We start from the raw sequence: 18,193 nt of genomic DNA on the forward strand, positions 1-18,193 counted from the left end.
ACTAAACTCCCATCCTCTGATTAATCTCATCAAATCGCTGTTCAACAATTTCACGCGCAGATTTCACCCAACGTGTTTCTATTTCCTTATATTTTGGCATTGTTTTTTCGTTTAATACCGAATTCGCGGCTAAGGTAATTAGTATTGCTTGTGCTTTTTGAGTTTGCAAGTATTTTTTTGGTAATGCCGCCCAATCAATTACTTCTTTTGATTTGTTGATTAGAGATATTAATATATATTGATCACTTTCAAGTGCTGTAAAGCTATATTCTTCATTTAGTAGTTTTTTGAGAAACTTATTGGTTTGTTTTATTCCTTTGTATTTAATACCGGTATTACCGCTTACTGGTGGTACTTCTTTGAATGTTTTGCCATATACTATTTGGTAAGTTTTATCCAAGCTGATTTCTGCTTGAACTTCAATTAAAGCTTTATTAATAGTTATAATAGGAATGTTTAATAGATAGGGAAGGGCGGCAATTCCCTCCAATAAGCCGCTAGCAATTTGTAGTTTGGTTGGTACAAAGTTTTCTAGTTTATCTATCGAACTTGTTTGTTTGACAGTATTAGTCGGTTTTACTGATTCTGTACAGGCAGAAATTAAACCTATAGATAATAATATTATTATTGATGTTTGTTTTAACATGCCAATTCCTTAGTATAAATTTCATCCAAGCTTAAAGATGTAGATTCATCAGCAAGCGATAATTCATCTAACATATCATCACCCACCTTTTTTAAAAATAATTCTTCATCTTCTATCAGCTTTCCTTCTAATACTAATAGCTTATCTAATGATATTTCATTCTTTTCTGGTGCTAATTCTACTGGGTAATTATTATCAAAATCTAAAAAATAGCATTCTTCACTTAAAGATAAGAGTTCTTCTTCATCATCTTCATCTTCATCTTTTTCTTCTTCAACAGATAAAGCATCTGATAATTCTTGTTCTAAAGATAAAGCTGATTCTCCCTTTAAATATTTTTCTAATTCATCTGTAATTCCTGTTGATAAATCATCGTCATAATCATTAAATTCTTCATTTTTTGCATCATTTGCCACTAATTTAGCCACATAATTAGGTTCATTATCACTAGAACGAAAAATTTTAATTATAAAAAATATTAGCAATAATAACAGTATCATAGCACCAATACTTAACCAAGCTAAGGGTGAATTCAACCATTCTTTTGTCGTATCCTTTTGTTGTGGTTGCAGTCTCTTATTTGTCTCTACTTGTTGATTTAACTGAGTTTGCAATTCTGATAATTGTTTATTTTGCAGCACAATCATCTTATTCATGTCATCCAACTGTTTTTTCATAGCCGCTAATAATTCATTATTTTTTGACAATTCTTGTTTCAAATAACCATTTTCAGATTCAATACTAGTATTTTTTTCTATCAGTTTATTAATTTGATTAATTAGTTTTTCATCATATTTAGGTGCAATTATATGTAATCGTGGTGATGAATCTACCGGCATTATTACTGGTTTTTGTTTAACTTCAGCTGTTTCTGGTGCAATCGGTATATTTTCAGTTAAACTAGCAATTTTTAATCTCGCACCCACCTTCAGCAAACTCATATCTTCTCTAGCAAAAGCCTGTTTATTAGTATTAAATATATTCAACATTTGTTGTCTTACAGTTTTTCCCTTGCGACGAGTTTTATCTGCTATTTTCCATAAACTATCATCCTTAGTCACAGTATAAAAATTATCCTTTTTTTTCTTATACAATGGAAGATCTAATAATAGTGCATATTCACGTAAAATTCGCCCACCTCTCCAATTTAATTGAATTAAAAAATTTAATACCCGTTCCTTAACAATTTCCTTACTAGTAATATTAATATTAGCTGAAGTCTCACTAGTATTTTCAATAGCAAATTCTAGTGTTTCTAAAAATGCAACTGGCTTAATACCAGCTCGATTAAAATTACTAGTTGATGCCAGTTGAGCTTTAAGATTAGAAATACTGTTTTTCGGAATAGATGAAACTTTTATTTGAGCTTTTAAAGGTTCATTAAATTTAGAATTTAATGTAATATGACTTAATTCTAAGGCATAACTATTTGTAATAAAAAAGCTGGTTATTATTACATAGACTATATGTCTCATCAATTTAGTTCCTTCTAAAACCTACGATATCGTAGGTTTATTTAATTAAGCTAGATAGTCTTTTACTAAAATTTCTGCAATTTGCACACTATTCAGTGCTGCACCTTTGCGAATATTATCAGAAACTACCCATAAATTTAATCCACGTGGATGAGAAATATCCTCACGAATACGCCCCACAAACACTGGATCTGTACCAGCTCCATCGGTAACTGCGGTAGGATATTCATCCATCAAAACGACACCGGGAGCATTTTTTAACACTTCACGCGCTTGTTCGACGCTGATTTTATCACGAGTTTCAATATGCACCGCTTCAGAATGCCCATAAAATACTGGAATACGAGCCGCTGTAGGATTTACTAAAATTTTATCATCCTCAAAAATCTTTTGCGTTTCCCACACCATTTTCATTTCTTCCTTGGTATAACCATTTTCCATGAAAACATCAATATGTGGTAAAACATTAAACGCTATTTGTTTTGGATAAACTTTAGCTGTAATCGGTTTAGCATTTAGCAAATCAGCAGTTTGTTTAGCCAGTTCTTCAAGCGCATTTTTACCAGTGCCTGACACTGATTGATAAGTTGCAACATTAATTCGTTCAATTCCTACCGCATCATAAATTGGCTTTAATGCTACCAACATTTGAATAGTAGAACAATTAGGATTGGCAATAATATTGCGGGGTTTATAATTAGCAATAGCATGAGGATTAACCTCTGGCACTACTAAAGGAATATCAGGATCACGGCGAAATTGTGAAGTATTATCTATAACTACACAACCAGCCTCACCAGCACGCGGTGCATGAATTGCTGAAACTGAAGCACCCGGTGAAAACAAAGCAATTTGCGCCTTAGAAAAATCAAATTTCTCTAAATTACCAACAACTACAGATTTACCTTTAAACTGAATACGCTTACCAGCAGAACGCTCACTAGCTAAAGGATATAAATTATCCACTGGAAAATCGCGCTCTTCCAAAATGGACATCATAGTTTCACCAACTGCACCAGTAGCACCTACTACTGCAACATTAAACTTTTTACTCATTTATTTTCCTTAATCGCTGCAACTACAGCGTCACCCATTTCACTAGTAGTTACTAATTTAGTATTTTCACTTGCAATATCTTGAGTGCGTAAACCAGCTTGTAAAACCTTACTGACAGCAGTTTCAATTCGTTCAGCAAATGTCTCTTGATTAAAACTATAACGTAATAACATAGCAACTGATAAAATTGTTGCCAAAGGATTAGCCAGATTTTTTCCAGCAATATCAGGAGCTGAACCATGTATTGGCTCATACATACCCTTATTATTAGCATCCAAAGATGCAGAAGGTAACATCCCAATCGAGCCAGTTAATTGAGAAGCCAGATCAGATAAAATATCACCAAACATATTAGTTGTGACTATCACATCAAACTGTTTAGGCTCACGCACCAACTGCATAGCGGCATTATCAACATACATATGACTAAGTTCCACATCTGGATAATCCTTACTCACAGTTGTTACTACTTCGCGCCATAACTCAGTAGATTCTAATACATTAGCTTTATCTACTGAACAAAGACGTTTATTACGTTTTTGGGCACTATCAAACGCCACTCGCGCAATTCGCTCAATCTCAGTTTCAGTATAAACTAAAGTATTAAAACCTTGTCTTTCACCACTATCGAAAGTACGAACACCGCGTGGTTCCCCAAAATAAATACCACCAGTTAATTCCCGTACTATTAGTAAATCTAAATTCTCTACCACCTCAGCCTTTAAAGTTGACGCTGAAGCTAATTCAGGAAATAACAAAGCTGGTCTTAAATTAGCGAATAGTTCAAGTTCTGAACGTAAACCTAATAAACCCTTTTCAGGGCGAATAGCAATATCTAACTGCTCCCATTTATATCCACCAACTGCCCCTAATAAAACTGCATCAGCTTGTTTTGCTAATGCCAAAGTTTCAGCAGGCAAAGGATGCCCAGTAGCATCAATAGCAGCACCACCAACTAAGGCTTGCTCTAACTGTACATCTAAACCATCTTGCTGTAAAACTTCTAATACCTTAATAGCCTCAGCAATGATTTCTGGACCAATGCCATCACCGGGTAATATCGCAATCGTTTTCATTTATTAAATATCCAAGGTTCTGTTTGCTTACGTCGCTGTTCATAAGCTACAATTTCATCCGTATATTGTAAAGTTATTTCTATATCATCTAAACCATTGATCAAACAATGTTTTCTAAAATCATCAACTGAAAAAGTAAAAACATCCTCAGTTGGAGTGGTTATAGTTTGGGCTTCTAAATCAATAGTAAGTTTATAATCAGGCGTAAATTCAACAGCCTTAAATAAACTATCAAGCTGATTTTCATCTAAAATAATTGGCAAAATACCATTTTTAAAACAATTATTATAAAAAATATCAGCAAAACTAGGAGCAATAATAGCCCGAAAACCATAATCTAACAAAGCCCAAGGTGCATGTTCACGACTTGAACCACAACCAAAATTACGACGCGCTAATAAAATTTCAGCACCTTGATAACGAGGCAGATTAAGTATAAAATCTGTATTTAAAGGGCGATTAAAACAATCCTGCCCCGGTTCACCATGATCTAAATACCGCCACTCATCAAATAAATTTGGACCAAAACCACTACGATGAATGGACTTTAAAAACTGTTTAGGAATAATAGCATCAGTATCGACATTTGATCGATCCAAAGGTGCTACTAAACCTGTTAAAATTGTAAATTTTTGCATTATTTTTACGAACGTTGATCGTTATTACTGATGTAGATGTAGTAGATGTAGGGTGGGTAGAGCGGTAGCGAAACCCACCAAAATAGCCGAAATGGTGGGTTTTGCTTCGCTCTACCCACCCTACAATATCTGTTAAAATTGTAAATTTTTGCATTATTTATTATTTTTCATTCACCGAAACTCGTGCAAAACGGCGTTTTCCAACCTGATAAACATGTTCTGAATTACTAGGAATTTTCAAACTACGATCACTAACGCGCTCACCATCAATTCTAACCGCACCTTGTTTAATCATACGCATTGCATCTGAAGTGCTAGGAGTTAAGCCAGCGTCTTTGAGTAAATTAGCAATCGGTATTTGTTGTGCCACTAAAGTAATTTCTGGCATATCTGATGGCATTTGCCCTTTTTTAAACCTAGCTACAAATTGTTCATAAGCATCTTTTGCCGCTGCACGACTATGAAAACGTTCCACAATTTCCTGAGCAAATTCTACCTTAATATCACGTGGATTTGCACCATCATCTACCGATTGTTTCCAATTTTTAATTTCTGCCGGCGTTTTAAAACTCAATAAATCGATATAACGCCACATTAATGTATCAGAAATTGACATTAATTTACCAAACATCTCATTTGCTGGCTCATCAATACCAATATAATTATTTAAAGATTTAGACATTTTTTGTACACCATCTAAGCCTTCTAAAATCGGCATCATTAAAACTACTTGTGGAGTTTGCCCTTCACTTTTTTGTAATTCACGCCCAACTAATAAATTAAATTTCTGATCAGTGCCGCCTAATTCAACATCAGCTTTTAACATCACTGAATCATAGCCTTGAATTAATGGATATAAAAACTCATGAATAGCAATAGGCTGCCCACTAGTATAACGCTTATGAAAATCATCGCGCTCTAACATCCGTGCCACCGTATGTTTAGCAGCTAACTTAATCAAATCACTAGCTGACATTTTATCCATCCACGATGAATTAAAACAAATCTCAGTTGTATCTGGATCAAGAATCTTATAAATTTGCTCTTGATAGCTGCGAGCATTTTCTATGACTTGTTCAGGCGACAAAGGTTTACGAGTGACATTTTTGCCAGTTGGATCACCAATCATGCCAGTAAAATCACCAATTAAAAATAAAATTTTATGACCTAACTGTTGAAAAGTACGTAATTTATTTAATAATACTGTATGTCCTAAATGTAGATCAGGAGCAGTAGGATCAAAACCTGCCTTAATACGCAAAGGCTTACCAGTTGCTAATTTTATACGTAATTCGTCTTCAAGTAAGATTTCAGAACAACCTAATTTGATTTGTTCTAAATTTTCTGTTATATTTAACATAATCAATTATTAATATATTTTAAGTACTTATTTTAACATAATTAAAATTATGAAAACTTTCAGATGTTCTGGCATTGAGCTGGATCCACTGACTGGTTTAAAAAAAAAACCCCTCAAGTGTATCTTTAGCTCAGAGCCTAAAAATGGAAAACGATTTAACATAGTAAGTGATGAGAATCGTTTTTTTGACTATACCGTTATTATACTATTTTATCGTCGTTTATTATTTAAGATAAAAGTAAATCCAAATTACTATCGTTACAAATTTATAATACAAGCTAAGAAATTAAAAATACAAACTATAATGGAAGATATAAAAGATTGGTGGGATTAGGATGAGGTATTTTACCAGATGAGTATCTGGTGGAAGCAGCTTATTCCCCCTTTTTACAAGGGGAATCAACTATTAATTAAACATCTCATAAGTAATATTATTAAACCAACTATGAGCATAAGCTACTTCATGCTTTCGAGTTGCTGTTGAACTATAACAAGTATTGTTGCTTGAGTATTAGCAGCATAAGCTGATTTAGGCATCGGACCAGCTATACAGGCATCACCAATAACATAAATATCTTTATGCAAACTTGATTCAAATGTCTTCTGATTATCACCAGCAATAACTGCATTTGCCTTAACATTGACTTCAACGACTTCACCTTCTTCATGAGAAGGAATCCATTCGATCATACTATTATCAACCTAAAGGGATAGCAACAGATCAGGAAGGCTCAAAATATGGATGATTGCATTGTTTTGAGTGCTTGCCCTAAAGAAACTTTTCGTTTATCATATAACCAATTATTAAATCACAATCAATAACAATATAAAAATGCAAGCAATTGAATTTAAGTATAACTATTGTAGTAGACGTTCTGATATTTCTAGGCGTGCTGAAGAACTTTTGTTCCAGAAGATAGAGAATAAAAAATGACAGTTATTACTGATACTGGAGCGTTGATTGGCTTGTAAATTATCTCAAGTAGTTGCAGATGTTAAATCAGCCAAAGCTGGTGATAAAATTGAAACCACTACTTAACCAATATTAAAAGGATAAATTATGCAAACTTTAAAAGTAGAAATTCAAGACAGTTTGGTAGAAAAAATATTGTTTTTGTTAAATCGTTTTGATGGAGTAAAAGTTGAAACTATTGATAAAAGAGAGGAATTTTTAGAAGAACTTAAAAATTCTGAAGATGATATCTTAAATGGTAGAGTTCATAAAATAGATGATGTTGATAAATATATTGAAGAGTTAAAAAATGCAATTGATTAAAACTTCTCAATATGAGAAAAATGAAAAGAAGTTTTTTAAGCAACACAAAGATTTGTTTGTGAAATATGCAAAAGTTTTAAAACAACTTCAAATTGACCCTTTTCACTCTTCACTCAGAACTCATAAATTAAAAGGGGATTTAAGTAAATATCATTCTTGTTCTTTGACTTATGAATATAGAATAGTTTTAACTCTTAAAATAGTTGATGAAGAGATAATTTTAGTCAATATAGGTTCGCATGATGAGGTTTATTGATAAGATCAATTTTTATGATGGAGAATCAAAAGGTCAAAATAGAGGTAGAACATTAGTTTATGATATTGCTATTTTATTACACACTATCAAAAACCAGATCAATTGCCCAAGATTTTTGATTCATGATGGACTATTTGATGGCATGGATAGAGCGCATTTTATTGAATTATATAATTTAATTGAAAATACCTTATCACAAGGAATCAAGTTTCAATATATAATGACCCTAAATGAAGAAGGTACTTTAAATCAAAACTTTGGTGATTTTGAAAAGTAAAAATGATTTTTCTGGTTAGCTGGCACTGACTAGAAAAAATGAAATGCACAGATTAGCAGTGTATGACACTACCGCGCGTGAGGAGTGCGTGCCATAAGGCACTCCTCACTAGATCCAACTTCACTGACTTTAGCTTTTTTCTAGTCAGCACAAGCTAACTAGAAACCCTAATTAAACATCTCATAAGTAATATTACTAAACCAACTATGAGCATAAGCTACTTCATATTTTCGAGTTTGTGCTGAAGCATCTATAGGTGAAATACCACCAGAATCTGGAACTGATATTATCTTACCATTGTCTAAACGATAAATAGCCGCTACTGAAATACCAAAATCATCTCCTACAACACTATAACAAGTATTGACATAAGATGGTGTTGCCATTTCTCGCCCTTGCAATTCAGATAAAATTGCTTCAGCACAGACTTTTGCTTGAGTATTCGCTGAATAAGCTGATTTAGGCATCGGACCAGCTATACAAGCATCACCAATAACATAAATATCTTTATGCAAGCTTGATTCAAATGTTTTCTGATTAACTGGGCACCAACCACTATCATCTGTTAAACCACTATCAAGAACAATTTTAGCGGCTGTTTGTGGAGGAATTATATTGAGAACATCTGCTGGATATTCATCTTCAAATTCACCAGCAATAACTGCATTTGCCTTAACATTGACTCCAACGACTTCACCTTCTTCATGAGAAGGAATCCATTCGATCATACTATTATCAGTGCCATATCCATACATCTTTTCCCATCCCTGAGTAAACAAACCTTGTTTAGAAAATGCTTGATTGGCATCAAACAGCAATACCTTTGACTTAGGCTTATGATGTTTAAAATAATTAGCTATCTGACTAGCACGTTCATAGGGTCCGGGAGGGCAACGAAATGGCTTAGGTGGTGCAGAAATAATTACAGTACCACCATCTTTCATCTCTTCTAACTGTTTTCTTAAAGTAACAGTTTGTGATCCTGCTTTCCAAGCATGAGGTATTTTTTCTGCAACCTCAGCATTATAACCATCAATCGCATCCCACTTAAATTCAACACCCGGTGACACTATTAATTTATCAAAAGCAACTTCTTCTCCACCAGCAAGACGAATTGTTTTAGCAACAGGATCAATATTCATAGCCCGGCTATAAATAAAATTTATAGCATATTTATTTAAGCCTTTATAACTAAACTTAATGGAATCTATTGTCCGTTCACCGCTTAAAACTTCATTACTCATAAAACAAGTGTGGTAATACTTATTTTGTTCAATCAGCGTCACATCAATAGTCGGATCTGCCATACGAATATATTTAGCGGCAATAGCACCACCTGAACCACCACCAATTACAACCACTTTTTGATTAGCACCTCGTGCTATAAATGGAAAACTGACCATACCAGCCGCTGCTACACTACCTGCCGCTATCGTTACAAATTGTCTTCTACTTAGATTTGACATATTTTATTCCTTATTGTTCTTTTTGACTAGCGTAAAAGTGAACCAATTCATCAATACTATCTTTGCCATAACTGTCAACGATGAATTCTAAACGTTTATTCATCTTAGTAGGAGCAGGGCGACCAGATAAAAATTCTAACAAGCTAATTTTCAGGTAAGGCATCCATTGCCCAGCAAGAATACCTGAATTATGCTCATCTTTTCGACCATTATCTCTATGACAACTTTCACAATAATATTTATGAAGTCTTGCACCTTTCTTAGCTTTTTCGGCATTTACTCGTTGTGGATAAACTACAGGTTTCTGTTTAGAAAAGAAATCTGCCATAGTTTCAATTTCTGTATCCGTATAACCGCGTGCTAAACGTCCCATAATAGTAGTTGGACGTTCATTAGTTTTTGCTTCTTGCATTGCTTGAATAAAAGCAAATTTAGACATTCCTGCAATAGATGGTGTTGCTGGACCAAGACTAGAACCATCAGGACCATGACAACCTACACAAGTATTAACTAACATCAATGTATTTATATCTACCGCCATAACAGGAAGACTGAAAATCAGCCAAGTTATAGCAAATAATATATACCTTAGTATTTTAGTAAACATATTGTTACCTTCTTTATTATATATAAATAGAACTTTATTAAGATAAATCTACCAGCTTGCTAGTTTAATCAAAATTTTCAAAAACTGCAATAAAAATTATAATCATATTTTTATCTCTATATATTAGAATATATTAATATTAACAAACCATGATAATAAGGTATTAAGCTGTATTTTCAGCATTATATATTAGAATTTAATAACATTAACAATAATAATAATTATCATTAACTAAGCAATTACTAATACACTAACTTAACATATGTAAAAAATATTAATCTATGATAAATAAATATTTTTTAAGTAAAAAAATAAAAAATTGCTAAAATATATTTTTATTGGTATTATAGGAGACTAATCCATATTTCATATTCATATAGGAGGACGATTTGTGATCATCCGAAAAAACATTATAAATTTAGGTGTAATATTAGTAGGTTTACTAATATTATTTTCAGGAATGGCAAATGCAGCTCGCCCAGCTGGTCAAATTGGAGTAGATTGGGGTAAGAAGGAAGGACAGTTTTGTACAAATTGTCACATGACAGAAACACCGGGTATTTATCACCAATGGAATAATAGTCAACATGGTCAAAGTGGTGTAAATTGTCTGGATTGCCATCAAGCAGAAAAGGCTGAGAAAGATGCTTTTTTACATGAAGGTCAATATATTGCTGTGATTGTCAGTCCAAAAGATTGTTCTAAATGTCATCAAGCTGAATCGAAGGAATTTCAACGTTCTCATCATTCCAGTGCTGCTGAAATTTTATCATCTTTAGATAACCTATTAGGCGAAGTTCTTGGTGGACCAGAAGCTGTAACAGTAGGCTGTAAGCAATGTCATGGTAATAAAATTGAGATTGATGAAAAAGGTAAACCCACACTTGAGACATGGCCAAATACTGGTATTGGTCGCATAAATACAGATGGTTCACGCGGAGCTTGTACAGCATGTCATGGTCGTCATAAGTTTTCTCGCGCTCAAGCCCGTACTCCTGATACTTGTGGTAAATGTCACTTAGGTCCAGATCATCCACAAAAAGAAATTTATGAAGAATCTAAGCATGGTATTATTTATAAAGCCAGTATTGCTGAAATGAATCTTGGTTCTGATAAATGGGTTGCTGGTATTGATTATAGTGCCGCTCCTACTTGTGCTACTTGCCATATGAGTGCAGCACCTTTATTACCAAAAACTCATGATGTTGGTGAACGTATATCTTGGAATTTACGTACTCCTATTTCTAATAAAATTAATTTGGTACGTTTAGATAATGATCATCAATATGATGTACCTGAAGGCAAACCTTTACCTAAAGTAGGTGATAAACCTGATCATCCTAAAGCCAAAGGTGGTACAGTTATAGAAATTATGACTTGGAAAGATCGACGTGAAAATATGGAAATGGTATGTAATGCTTGTCATACCAGCGGCGTAATCAAAGGGCATTATAAACAATTTGATGACTTAGTTAATTTATATAATAATAAATTTGCTAAACCAATTGCAGCGATTATGGCTGAACTGAAAAAGACTGGTAAAATCACTCCATCACCTTTTGATGAAACAATTGAATGGGTTTGGTGGGAAATTTGGCATCATGAAGGTCGTCGCGCTCGTCACGGTGCTGCTATGATGGGTCCAGATTACGCTTGGTGGCATGGTATGTATGAAGTAGCAAAACATACTTACTTTGAATTTATTCCTGAGCTAAAAGAATTAGTCGGTGACAAAGAAGCAGAGCATTTACTTGAAAAATACTTTAAACCAATTAAAGGTCATGCTTGGTTCTTTGATGGCTTAAATAAAGATGCAATTGATCAGGTTCGTAAAGGCTATGAAGCTCGTTACGGTAAAGGTTCAATGAAATAAAAATGACTTAATATTCAGGGTTTATTTAAACCTTGAATATTGGAAATATTATGCGAAAAATTATTATTTTAATTTTTATTGCTATACCAATATTTGCACAAGCAACTAATATAGATACACTTATTTTAGATGGTAATAAATATTGGAAAGCTGGTAAAATGAAACAGGCAGAACAAAGTTATCTGCAAGCACTTAAATTAAATGAAAAATCCTTAGCTATTAATTTAAAACTAGGTGCATTGTATTTAAATCAACATCGCTTAAAAGAAAGTATTTCCTATTTTCAACGCGCTTTGAGTTTAGATACTAATAATGCTAAACTATTTACTATTCTTGGTATAGCTTATTGGCATAATGGAGCTTATTCTTTAGCACAAGCTACTTTCCAACAAGCACTAAAGATAGATGCAAACCAACAAGAAGCTAAGAAATTACTAGAAAGAATTAATAAAAAGCTTAATCACCACAGTAAATAAGGAGATTAATAGATGAGTTTATCACGTAGAACGATTTTAAAAAGCGTTAGTGGAGTACTAGCCTTAGCATTACCATCAGCAGTACTGGCAAAATGGCCACAAACAGCCTTTGAATCTAAAAATGTTGAGGCTGTTTTAAAAAACTTATATTCTGAGTCAGAAGCAATAGAAAGTTCTGATATAACCATTAAAGTTCCAGCTATTGCTGAAAATGGTAGATTTGTTCCCGTTGAAATTGAAACAACTTTAGCTAAAGTAGAATCAATTAGCATTATATCAGAAATTAATCCAGTGCCATTACTAGGTGAATTTAAATTTGCTGATAATGTTCTACCTTGGATTAAAACTCGTGTAAAAATTAGTAAAACTGGTAATGTAATTGTAATGGTCAAAACAAATAATCAATTATATACTGCACGTAAACAAATAACAGTAAATCTTAGTGGTTGTGTATAGGGGCATAAGATGGCAAGAATTAGAACACGTATTTTATCTAGGATAAAAGGTGATGTTACTACAGTGAAAGCATTAGTGAAACATCCAATGACAGGAACACATTTTATTAAAGAAATAACTTTTGAACATCAGGGCAAAGTTATAATGTCAGCTAATTGGGGTATGGGTATATCATCTAACCCTTATTTTTCTTTCAAATTTAAAGGTGGCAATAAAGGCGAACCGGTAAAATTGAGTTGGAAAGATAATAAGGATCATACGGGTGAAATTGTGAAGAATATTAAATGAATAAAGACCTGTCAGGTTTTAAAAACCTGACAGGTCTGATAGCCTTCCCTACAGATACTTGCGGGAGAATCATATTTTATGTTGGACTATGTATTAATTACTGATGTTACGCACAGTTCTTCTATCTGTTTATAATATATTTTGTAGGTTGGGTTAGATTATCAAGCGTAGCGCGATAACGTAACCCAACATTTGATGGCACATTCTTGTTGGGTTACGTTTTTTTACTACGTAAAAAAATCTAACCCAACCTACAGGATATATCAATGTTAGAAGAGTTCTGCGTAACATCAGTTAATTAAACATATCATAAGTAATATTATTAAACCAACTATGAGCATAAGCTACTTCATACTTTCGAGTTGCTGCTGAAGCATTTAAAGCTGAAAGACCACCTGAACCTTTAATTGATACTATCTTACCGTTTTCTAAACGATAAATAGCCGCTACTGAAATAGCAAAATCATCTCCGACAACACTATAACAAGTATTAAGGTAAGATGGTGTTGCCATTTCTCGTTCTTGTAATTCAGATACAATTGCTTCAGCACAGACTTTTGCTTGAGTATTCGCAGCATAAGCCGATTTAGGCATCGGGCTAGCTATACAAGCATCACCAATTACATGAATATCTTTATGCAAGCTTGATTCAAATGTTTTCTGATTAACTGGGCACCAACCACTATCATTTGTTAAACCGCTATCAATAGCTATTTTACCTGCTGTTTGTGGAGGAATGATATTTAGCACATCTGCTGGATATTCATCTTCAAATTCACCTGCAATAACTGCATTTGCCTTAACATTAACTCCAGTAACTTTTCCTTCGGAATTAGAAGGAATCCATTCAATAATACTGTTATCAGTACCATATCCATACATCTGTTCCCATCCTTGAGTAAACAAAGCTTGTTTAGAAAAGGCTTGATTGGCATCAAACAGTAATACCTTTGACTTAGGCTTATGATATTTAAAATAATTGGCTATCTGACTAGCGCGTTCATATGGTCCGGGAGGACAACGAAATGGCTTAGCTGGTATAGAAATAATTACACTGCCACCATCTTTCATCTGTTCTAACTGTTTTCTTAAAGTAACAGTTTGTGAGCCAGCTTTCCAAGCATGAGGTATTTTTTCCGCAATTTCAGCATTATAACCCTCAATAGCATCCCAGTTAAACTCTATACCCGGTGACACAATTAATTTATCAAAAGCAACTTCTTCTCCACCAGCAAGACGAACTTTTTTAGCAACAGGATCAATATTTATTGCCCGACTATGAATGATATTGATACCATATTTGTTTAAGCCATCATAACTAAACTTAATAGAATCTATTGTGCGTTTACCACTTAATACTTCATTACTCATAAAACAAGTATGGTAATACTTATTTTGTTCAATCAGCGTCACATCAATATTCTGATCCGCCATACGAATATATTTAGCGGCAATAGCACCACCTGAGCCACCACCAATTACAAGCACTTTTTTACTAACACCTCGTACTATAAATGGAATACTGACTATACTAGCAGCAGCAGCGGCTATAGTTATAAATTGTCTTCTGGTAAAATTTGACATTTTCTATTCCTTATTTTTGACTAGCATAATAATGAACCAGTTCATCAATACCATCTTCACCATACTTATCAAACATTAATTGTAACTTTTTCATCATCTTAGTAGGAGCAGAACGAGTTTTATTTAAAAATTCTAATAAACTAATTTTCAGATAAGGCATCCTTTGCCCTGCAAGAATACCAGAACGACTATTATTTCTATGACATCTTGCACAATAATATTTATGAAGTCTTACACCTTTCTTAGCTTTTTCGGCATCGAATTGTTGTGGATAAATTACAAGTTTTTGTTTAGAAAAGAAATCCGCCATAATTTCAATTTCTGCATCTGTATAAGCAGGTGCTATACGTCCCATAATAGTAGTTGGACGTTCATTATTTTTTGCTTTCTGCATTGCTTGAGTAAAAGCAAATTTAGACATTCCAGCAATAGAAGGCGTTGCTGGACCAAGACTAGAGCCATTAGGACCATGACAATTAACACAAGTATTAACTAACATCAATGTGTCTATTGCCATAACTGGAATGCTGAAAATCAGCGAAATTATAGAAAATAATATATACTTTACTAATTGAGTTGACATATTTTTTACCTTTAGAGATGATTAAGATATGAGTTTATCACGTAGAACGCTTTTAAAAAGCCTTAGCGGAATACTAGCTTTAGCATTACCATCAGCAGTAATGGCAAAATGGCCACAAATAGCCTTTGAGTCTAAAAATATTAATGCTGTTTTAAAAAAACTATACCCTGATGCAGAAGCGATAGAAAGTTCTGACATCATCATTAAAATTCCAAATAATGTAGAAAATGGTAGATTTGTTCCGGTTGAAATTCAAACAAATTTAGCTAATGTAGAATCAATTAGCATTATATCAGAAACGAATCCAGCACCATTACTTGGTGAATTTAAATTTGCTGATAATGTTCTACCTTGGATTAAAACTCGCGTAAAAATAAGTAAAACTGGTAATGTAATTGTAATGGTAAAAACCAAGAATCAATTATATACTGCACGTAAACAAGTAACAGTAAACCTTAGTGGTTGTATATAGGAGTATAATAAGATGGCAAGAATTAGAACACGTATTCTATCAAGGGTAAAAGGTGATGTTACGACAGTGAAAGCACTAGTGAAACATCCAATGACAAGAACACATTTTATTACAGAAGTAACTTTTGAACATCAGGGCAAAGTTATAATGTCAGCTAACTGGGGAATGGGTATATCATCTAACCCTTATTTTTCCTTTAAATTTAAAGGTGGCAATAAAGGTGAACCGGTAAAATTGACTTGGAAAGATAGTCAAGGTGATGCTGGTGAAGTTGAGAAAAATATTAAATGAATAAAGACCTGTCAGGTTTTCAAAACCTGACAGGTCTGAAAGACTATAGTAGGTTTTGTTTCAACATTTCAAATGCTGTGAAAAATTGATAAACTGGTTCTATTTCTTTACCTAATAACAGGCTCTTTTTTTTAGGTTCCAAGTATGCTCTTCGATTATCTTTGATAGTACCTTGGTTTAAACCTAATACTAAAATCATATTTTCAATTCTTTCAACTATATTTTCATCTTTAATATCAGGATGGGCATGAAATAGATGCCTTTTTTCATTATAGTCTAATAGTTTGTAAGGATTATATTTAGGAAAATCAGGTTTCAGAATTTCATCTACTGGTTGAGCACCTTTTTCAATGTTTATTTTATCGGAAATGGCAAAAAAATTTTCCCAACGCCAACCATATTTTTCTTTGAGGCTGCTATCAAAATGATCTAATTGAGCCGAAAAACTGGATTCTTGTTTTGTCTTTTCGATATATCTTCCAGCTTGATCAAAGTTATTTGGACTACATCTTTCTGTTTCAGCAATCATAATTTCTGTATAGGCACATAAACCTTGCTGACAAAAAAGTAAGCTAACTAACACATCTTTATAGTATTTATGTGATGAATAATATTTAGAATGTATTTGATTGTTCTTTTCTAATTGTCTGATCCACGATTTATATGCTGTCGCTAGAATTTGAGTTTTATCAATCTTCCTCATATTCATCTAATCTCCAAGCGAGTTTCGTCGCTAGTTTTTTATAATCCGCCCATATTTTTTGACCTTCTTCAGTATCTATCTTGTTTTCAGCCTTGAGTTTTGAAAGAATAGTTTCTAATCTAGCCGCTTGGGTAAGTGCTTTATTCCTGAATTTTTCGTTACCTTCAACGGCTAAATCAAAAACACGCATTAATATAACATCCCACCGCAAATAACGCGGATCTATAAAATAATTATCAACATGTCTTTCACCTTCATAATATTTTTCTTGATAAACCGTACCTTGGTTATTAAATTTCAATTCTACAATTTCCCAAGGTTCAAATGCCGAGGCGATAATTGGTGAGTGTGTGGCAAAGAGTAATTGTGCTTTAGGTGCTAATCCTGTGTAATAGTTGATAATTTCATATTGAATATCAGGGTATAATGATCTTTCTGGTTCATCAAGCAAAATAATGCTATCCTCAGTATTCAATTTAAACAATGGTGTCATGGTTAATATTATTTGTTTAGTACCAGTACTCCAGCCACTATAGGGAATATCCTTACCATCAATAGATTGTATTTCAATGAATTTTAAATCATCCGCCGATTTAAAATCAAATGAAGTTTTGACAGCTAAAGAAAATTTATTCAAGATGAGATTCAATTGTTGGGCTAATTCTTCAAGCGGATTAGGATTTTCCTTTTTCCACCGCTTATAATTTTCAAAAGCACGCCCACCTTCGTCAGCACTTATGCCAAGGGCTTTGGTAATCTGCTGACTGTATTTTAACTCTTTTATTTTATAAGCATTGATGTCGGTTAAAATATCATTCCAGATTGCTAATACATTATCATTTTCAAAATCAAAGATTTGTTTATCTTTATACTGCTCTTGTTCAAATTTTTCTATTTTAAAATGGGATTCGAAAGATAGCGGTTTTTCTTGTAAAATTTGATTAATATTGGTGATTATTTCGGCTGGAAACGATATTAATTTATTTTTACCTAGATAAAATTTTTCAAGAAAATTTTGAGGTGGAAGCGTTTTCCAATCCCATAAAATATCATCCTCATTGCTGATTTTGATAATACTTTTGAATTCTTTAAAATAAGCGGTTATCAGTATGCCTTGCAAATCGTAATTATGTTCTATAGTCAGATTTCCTGTCAAAGTTGCCCTGATAACATTCAGCAAACTTGTCTTTCCCGTACCACTTTGCCCAAGAAAACAAATCTTATCCAAAGGCTTACCTTCTTTTTTATGTCCTTTAGGATAAGTTAAGTCAAGTGTAAGGTTTTTAAATTGGTTATAATCTTTAATGTCTATTTGACTTATTTTCATGATTTTA

23 protein-coding genes are annotated in these 18,193 nt (G+C 33.2%); 10 read left to right on the top strand and 13 right to left on the bottom strand.

All coding sequences use genetic code 11. From position 1 onward, the window contains the following. Position 1 precedes the first annotated feature (1 nt). From BHU68_RS05020 to tyrS, 6 genes are all read right to left on the bottom strand, one after another. Positions 2–646 (bottom strand): hypothetical protein, encoded by a 645-nt coding sequence (locus BHU68_RS05020; protein WP_069470140.1) that lies wholly within the window; start codon positions 644–646, stop codon positions 2–4. Continuing rightward, entirely contained in the window at positions 640–2,121 is a 1,482-nt protein-coding gene (locus tag BHU68_RS05025) for a type IV pilus assembly protein FimV (protein ID WP_069470139.1), read from the bottom strand. Before BHU68_RS05025 ends, BHU68_RS05020 begins: the two co-directional genes overlap by 7 nt. A gap of 45 nt (positions 2,122–2,166) precedes the next feature. Then, complete coding sequence (locus BHU68_RS05030; protein ID WP_069470138.1) at positions 2,167–3,177, bottom strand: aspartate-semialdehyde dehydrogenase; 1,011 nt, start codon at positions 3,175–3,177, stop codon at positions 2,167–2,169. After that, positions 3,174–4,253, bottom strand: a complete 1,080-nt coding sequence (leuB, locus tag BHU68_RS05035) for a 3-isopropylmalate dehydrogenase (RefSeq protein ID WP_069470137.1) — start codon at positions 4,251–4,253, stop codon at positions 3,174–3,176. The genes BHU68_RS05030 and leuB overlap by 4 nt, the downstream gene beginning before the upstream one ends. After that, on the bottom strand, positions 4,250–4,891 hold the full coding sequence (gene leuD / locus BHU68_RS05040; RefSeq protein WP_069470136.1) for a 3-isopropylmalate dehydratase small subunit: 642 nt from the start codon (positions 4,889–4,891) through the stop codon (positions 4,250–4,252). Before leuD ends, leuB begins: the two co-directional genes overlap by 4 nt. Before the next feature lie 160 nt (positions 4,892–5,051). After that, complete coding sequence (tyrS, locus tag BHU68_RS05045; RefSeq protein ID WP_069470135.1) at positions 5,052–6,251, bottom strand: tyrosine--tRNA ligase; 1,200 nt, start codon at positions 6,249–6,251, stop codon at positions 5,052–5,054. Between the two features lie 49 nt (positions 6,252–6,300). Here tyrS and BHU68_RS05050 point away from each other — a divergent pair, with 49 nt between their 5' ends. Further along, positions 6,301–6,585 carry a hypothetical protein gene (locus BHU68_RS05050; RefSeq protein ID WP_069470134.1) on the top strand — a complete coding sequence of 95 codons (285 nt, stop codon included), beginning with the start codon at positions 6,301–6,303 and terminating at the stop codon, positions 6,583–6,585. 122 nt (positions 6,586–6,707) lie between these two features. On the opposite strand, the gene BHU68_RS05055 is transcribed toward BHU68_RS05050, so the two are convergent. Then, positions 6,708–6,941 (bottom strand): hypothetical protein, encoded by a 234-nt coding sequence (locus BHU68_RS05055; RefSeq protein ID WP_069470133.1) that lies wholly within the window; start codon positions 6,939–6,941, stop codon positions 6,708–6,710. 370 nt (positions 6,942–7,311) lie between these two features. On the opposite strand from BHU68_RS05055, the gene BHU68_RS05060 reads away from it, so the two are divergent. The 3 genes from BHU68_RS05060 to BHU68_RS05070 are packed head-to-tail and all read left to right on the top strand — an operon-like array spanning position 7,312 to position 8,060. Further along, the gene (locus BHU68_RS05060) at positions 7,312–7,527 is read left to right on the top strand and encodes a hypothetical protein (RefSeq protein WP_069470132.1); all 216 of its coding nucleotides are present in this window, start codon (positions 7,312–7,314) and stop codon (positions 7,525–7,527) included. Beyond that, on the top strand, positions 7,514–7,783 hold the full coding sequence (locus tag BHU68_RS05065) for a type II toxin-antitoxin system RelE/ParE family toxin (RefSeq protein ID WP_069470131.1): 270 nt from the start codon (positions 7,514–7,516) through the stop codon (positions 7,781–7,783). The genes BHU68_RS05060 and BHU68_RS05065 overlap by 14 nt, the downstream gene beginning before the upstream one ends. Continuing rightward, positions 7,767–8,060, top strand: coding sequence for a DUF2326 domain-containing protein (locus BHU68_RS05070; RefSeq protein WP_083234308.1), 294 nt, complete (start codon positions 7,767–7,769; stop codon positions 8,058–8,060). The genes BHU68_RS05065 and BHU68_RS05070 overlap by 17 nt, the downstream gene beginning before the upstream one ends. Before the next feature lie 167 nt (positions 8,061–8,227). On the opposite strand, the gene BHU68_RS05075 is transcribed toward BHU68_RS05070, so the two are convergent. Then, complete coding sequence (locus BHU68_RS05075) at positions 8,228–9,526, bottom strand: NAD(P)/FAD-dependent oxidoreductase (protein ID WP_069470129.1); 1,299 nt, start codon at positions 9,524–9,526, stop codon at positions 8,228–8,230. Positions 9,527–9,536: 10 nt separating this feature from the next. Then, a complete protein-coding gene (locus BHU68_RS05080; protein ID WP_216092661.1) occupies positions 9,537–10,133 on the bottom strand; it encodes a c-type cytochrome in 597 nt (198 codons plus the stop codon). Positions 10,134–10,524: 391 nt separating this feature from the next. Here BHU68_RS05080 and BHU68_RS05085 point away from each other — a divergent pair, with 391 nt between their 5' ends. Genes BHU68_RS05085 through soxZ (BHU68_RS05100) form a run of 4 tightly spaced genes read left to right on the top strand, consistent with a single transcriptional unit; the run spans position 10,525 to position 13,226 of the window. After that, entirely contained in the window at positions 10,525–12,006 is a 1,482-nt protein-coding gene (locus BHU68_RS05085; protein ID WP_069470128.1) for a multiheme c-type cytochrome, read from the top strand. A 50-nt stretch (positions 12,007–12,056) separates the two neighbouring features. Then, complete coding sequence (locus BHU68_RS05090) at positions 12,057–12,482, top strand: tetratricopeptide repeat protein (protein ID WP_069470127.1); 426 nt, start codon at positions 12,057–12,059, stop codon at positions 12,480–12,482. Positions 12,483–12,494: 12 nt separating this feature from the next. Continuing rightward, entirely contained in the window at positions 12,495–12,938 is a 444-nt protein-coding gene (soxY, locus tag BHU68_RS05095) for a thiosulfate oxidation carrier protein SoxY (protein WP_069470126.1), read from the top strand. A 9-nt stretch (positions 12,939–12,947) separates the two neighbouring features. Further along, positions 12,948–13,226, top strand: a complete 279-nt coding sequence (gene soxZ, locus BHU68_RS05100; RefSeq protein ID WP_069470125.1) for a thiosulfate oxidation carrier complex protein SoxZ — start codon at positions 12,948–12,950, stop codon at positions 13,224–13,226. A gap of 294 nt (positions 13,227–13,520) precedes the next feature. Here the strand turns inward: soxZ (BHU68_RS05100) and BHU68_RS05105 are convergent, their stop codons facing one another. Both BHU68_RS05105 and BHU68_RS05110 read right to left on the bottom strand, forming a co-directional pair. Further along, positions 13,521–14,810, bottom strand: coding sequence for an NAD(P)/FAD-dependent oxidoreductase (locus BHU68_RS05105; protein WP_069470124.1), 1,290 nt, complete (start codon positions 14,808–14,810; stop codon positions 13,521–13,523). Between the two features lie 10 nt (positions 14,811–14,820). Continuing rightward, entirely contained in the window at positions 14,821–15,393 is a 573-nt protein-coding gene (locus BHU68_RS05110; RefSeq protein WP_216092660.1) for a c-type cytochrome, read from the bottom strand. Positions 15,394–15,421: 28 nt separating this feature from the next. On the opposite strand from BHU68_RS05110, the gene BHU68_RS05115 reads away from it, so the two are divergent. Continuing rightward, positions 15,422–15,865, top strand: a complete 444-nt coding sequence (locus BHU68_RS05115) for a thiosulfate oxidation carrier protein SoxY (RefSeq protein WP_069470123.1) — start codon at positions 15,422–15,424, stop codon at positions 15,863–15,865. 12 nt (positions 15,866–15,877) lie between these two features. After that, entirely contained in the window at positions 15,878–16,156 is a 279-nt protein-coding gene (soxZ, locus tag BHU68_RS05120; protein ID WP_069470122.1) for a thiosulfate oxidation carrier complex protein SoxZ, read from the top strand. Between the two features lie 43 nt (positions 16,157–16,199). Here soxZ (BHU68_RS05120) and BHU68_RS05125 read toward each other — a convergent pair whose 3' ends face one another. Both BHU68_RS05125 and BHU68_RS05130 read right to left on the bottom strand, forming a co-directional pair. After that, positions 16,200–16,865, bottom strand: a complete 666-nt coding sequence (locus BHU68_RS05125; protein WP_069470121.1) for a hypothetical protein — start codon at positions 16,863–16,865, stop codon at positions 16,200–16,202. Then, positions 16,846–18,186, bottom strand: coding sequence for an ATP-binding protein (locus BHU68_RS05130; RefSeq protein WP_069470120.1), 1,341 nt, complete (start codon positions 18,184–18,186; stop codon positions 16,846–16,848). The genes BHU68_RS05125 and BHU68_RS05130 overlap by 20 nt, the downstream gene beginning before the upstream one ends. Positions 18,187–18,193 lie beyond the last annotated feature (7 nt).

Origin of the sequence: Candidatus Marithrix sp. Canyon 246, assembly GCF_001723685.1 — a bacterium.
Lineage (GTDB): Bacteria > Pseudomonadota > Gammaproteobacteria > Beggiatoales > Beggiatoaceae > Marithrix.

What these genes read in the sequence shown, in the direction of transcription:
- BHU68_RS05055 (WP_069470133.1), bottom strand. Translation starts at nt 6,941, where the DNA reads ATGATCGAATGGATTCCTTCTCATGAAGAAGGTGAAGTCGTTGAAGTC.
- BHU68_RS05080 (WP_216092661.1), bottom strand. Translation starts at nt 10,133, where the DNA reads ATGTTTACTAAAATACTAAGGTATATATTATTTGCTATAACTTGGCTG.
- soxZ (WP_069470122.1), top strand. Translation starts at nt 15,878, where the DNA reads ATGGCAAGAATTAGAACACGTATTCTATCAAGGGTAAAAGGTGATGTT.
- BHU68_RS05075 (WP_069470129.1), bottom strand. Translation starts at nt 9,526, where the DNA reads ATGTCAAATCTAAGTAGAAGACAATTTGTAACGATAGCGGCAGGTAGT.
- BHU68_RS05125 (WP_069470121.1), bottom strand. Translation starts at nt 16,865, where the DNA reads ATGAATATGAGGAAGATTGATAAAACTCAAATTCTAGCGACAGCATAT.
- tyrS (WP_069470135.1), bottom strand. Translation starts at nt 6,251, where the DNA reads ATGTTAAATATAACAGAAAATTTAGAACAAATCAAATTAGGTTGTTCT.
- BHU68_RS05050 (WP_069470134.1), top strand. Translation starts at nt 6,301, where the DNA reads ATGAAAACTTTCAGATGTTCTGGCATTGAGCTGGATCCACTGACTGGT.
- BHU68_RS05060 (WP_069470132.1), top strand. Translation starts at nt 7,312, where the DNA reads ATGCAAACTTTAAAAGTAGAAATTCAAGACAGTTTGGTAGAAAAAATA.
- BHU68_RS05105 (WP_069470124.1), bottom strand. Translation starts at nt 14,810, where the DNA reads ATGTCAAATTTTACCAGAAGACAATTTATAACTATAGCCGCTGCTGCT.
- BHU68_RS05110 (WP_216092660.1), bottom strand. Translation starts at nt 15,393, where the DNA reads ATGTCAACTCAATTAGTAAAGTATATATTATTTTCTATAATTTCGCTG.
- BHU68_RS05025 (WP_069470139.1), bottom strand. Translation starts at nt 2,121, where the DNA reads ATGAGACATATAGTCTATGTAATAATAACCAGCTTTTTTATTACAAAT.
- BHU68_RS05065 (WP_069470131.1), top strand. Translation starts at nt 7,514, where the DNA reads ATGCAATTGATTAAAACTTCTCAATATGAGAAAAATGAAAAGAAGTTT.
- BHU68_RS05090 (WP_069470127.1), top strand. Translation starts at nt 12,057, where the DNA reads ATGCGAAAAATTATTATTTTAATTTTTATTGCTATACCAATATTTGCA.
- BHU68_RS05130 (WP_069470120.1), bottom strand. Translation starts at nt 18,186, where the DNA reads ATGAAAATAAGTCAAATAGACATTAAAGATTATAACCAATTTAAAAAC.
- soxY (WP_069470126.1), top strand. Translation starts at nt 12,495, where the DNA reads ATGAGTTTATCACGTAGAACGATTTTAAAAAGCGTTAGTGGAGTACTA.
- soxZ (WP_069470125.1), top strand. Translation starts at nt 12,948, where the DNA reads ATGGCAAGAATTAGAACACGTATTTTATCTAGGATAAAAGGTGATGTT.
- leuD (WP_069470136.1), bottom strand. Translation starts at nt 4,891, where the DNA reads ATGCAAAAATTTACAATTTTAACAGGTTTAGTAGCACCTTTGGATCGA.
- leuB (WP_069470137.1), bottom strand. Translation starts at nt 4,253, where the DNA reads ATGAAAACGATTGCGATATTACCCGGTGATGGCATTGGTCCAGAAATC.
- BHU68_RS05030 (WP_069470138.1), bottom strand. Translation starts at nt 3,177, where the DNA reads ATGAGTAAAAAGTTTAATGTTGCAGTAGTAGGTGCTACTGGTGCAGTT.
- BHU68_RS05070 (WP_083234308.1), top strand. Translation starts at nt 7,767, where the DNA reads ATGATGAGGTTTATTGATAAGATCAATTTTTATGATGGAGAATCAAAA.
- BHU68_RS05115 (WP_069470123.1), top strand. Translation starts at nt 15,422, where the DNA reads ATGAGTTTATCACGTAGAACGCTTTTAAAAAGCCTTAGCGGAATACTA.
- BHU68_RS05020 (WP_069470140.1), bottom strand. Translation starts at nt 646, where the DNA reads ATGTTAAAACAAACATCAATAATAATATTATTATCTATAGGTTTAATT.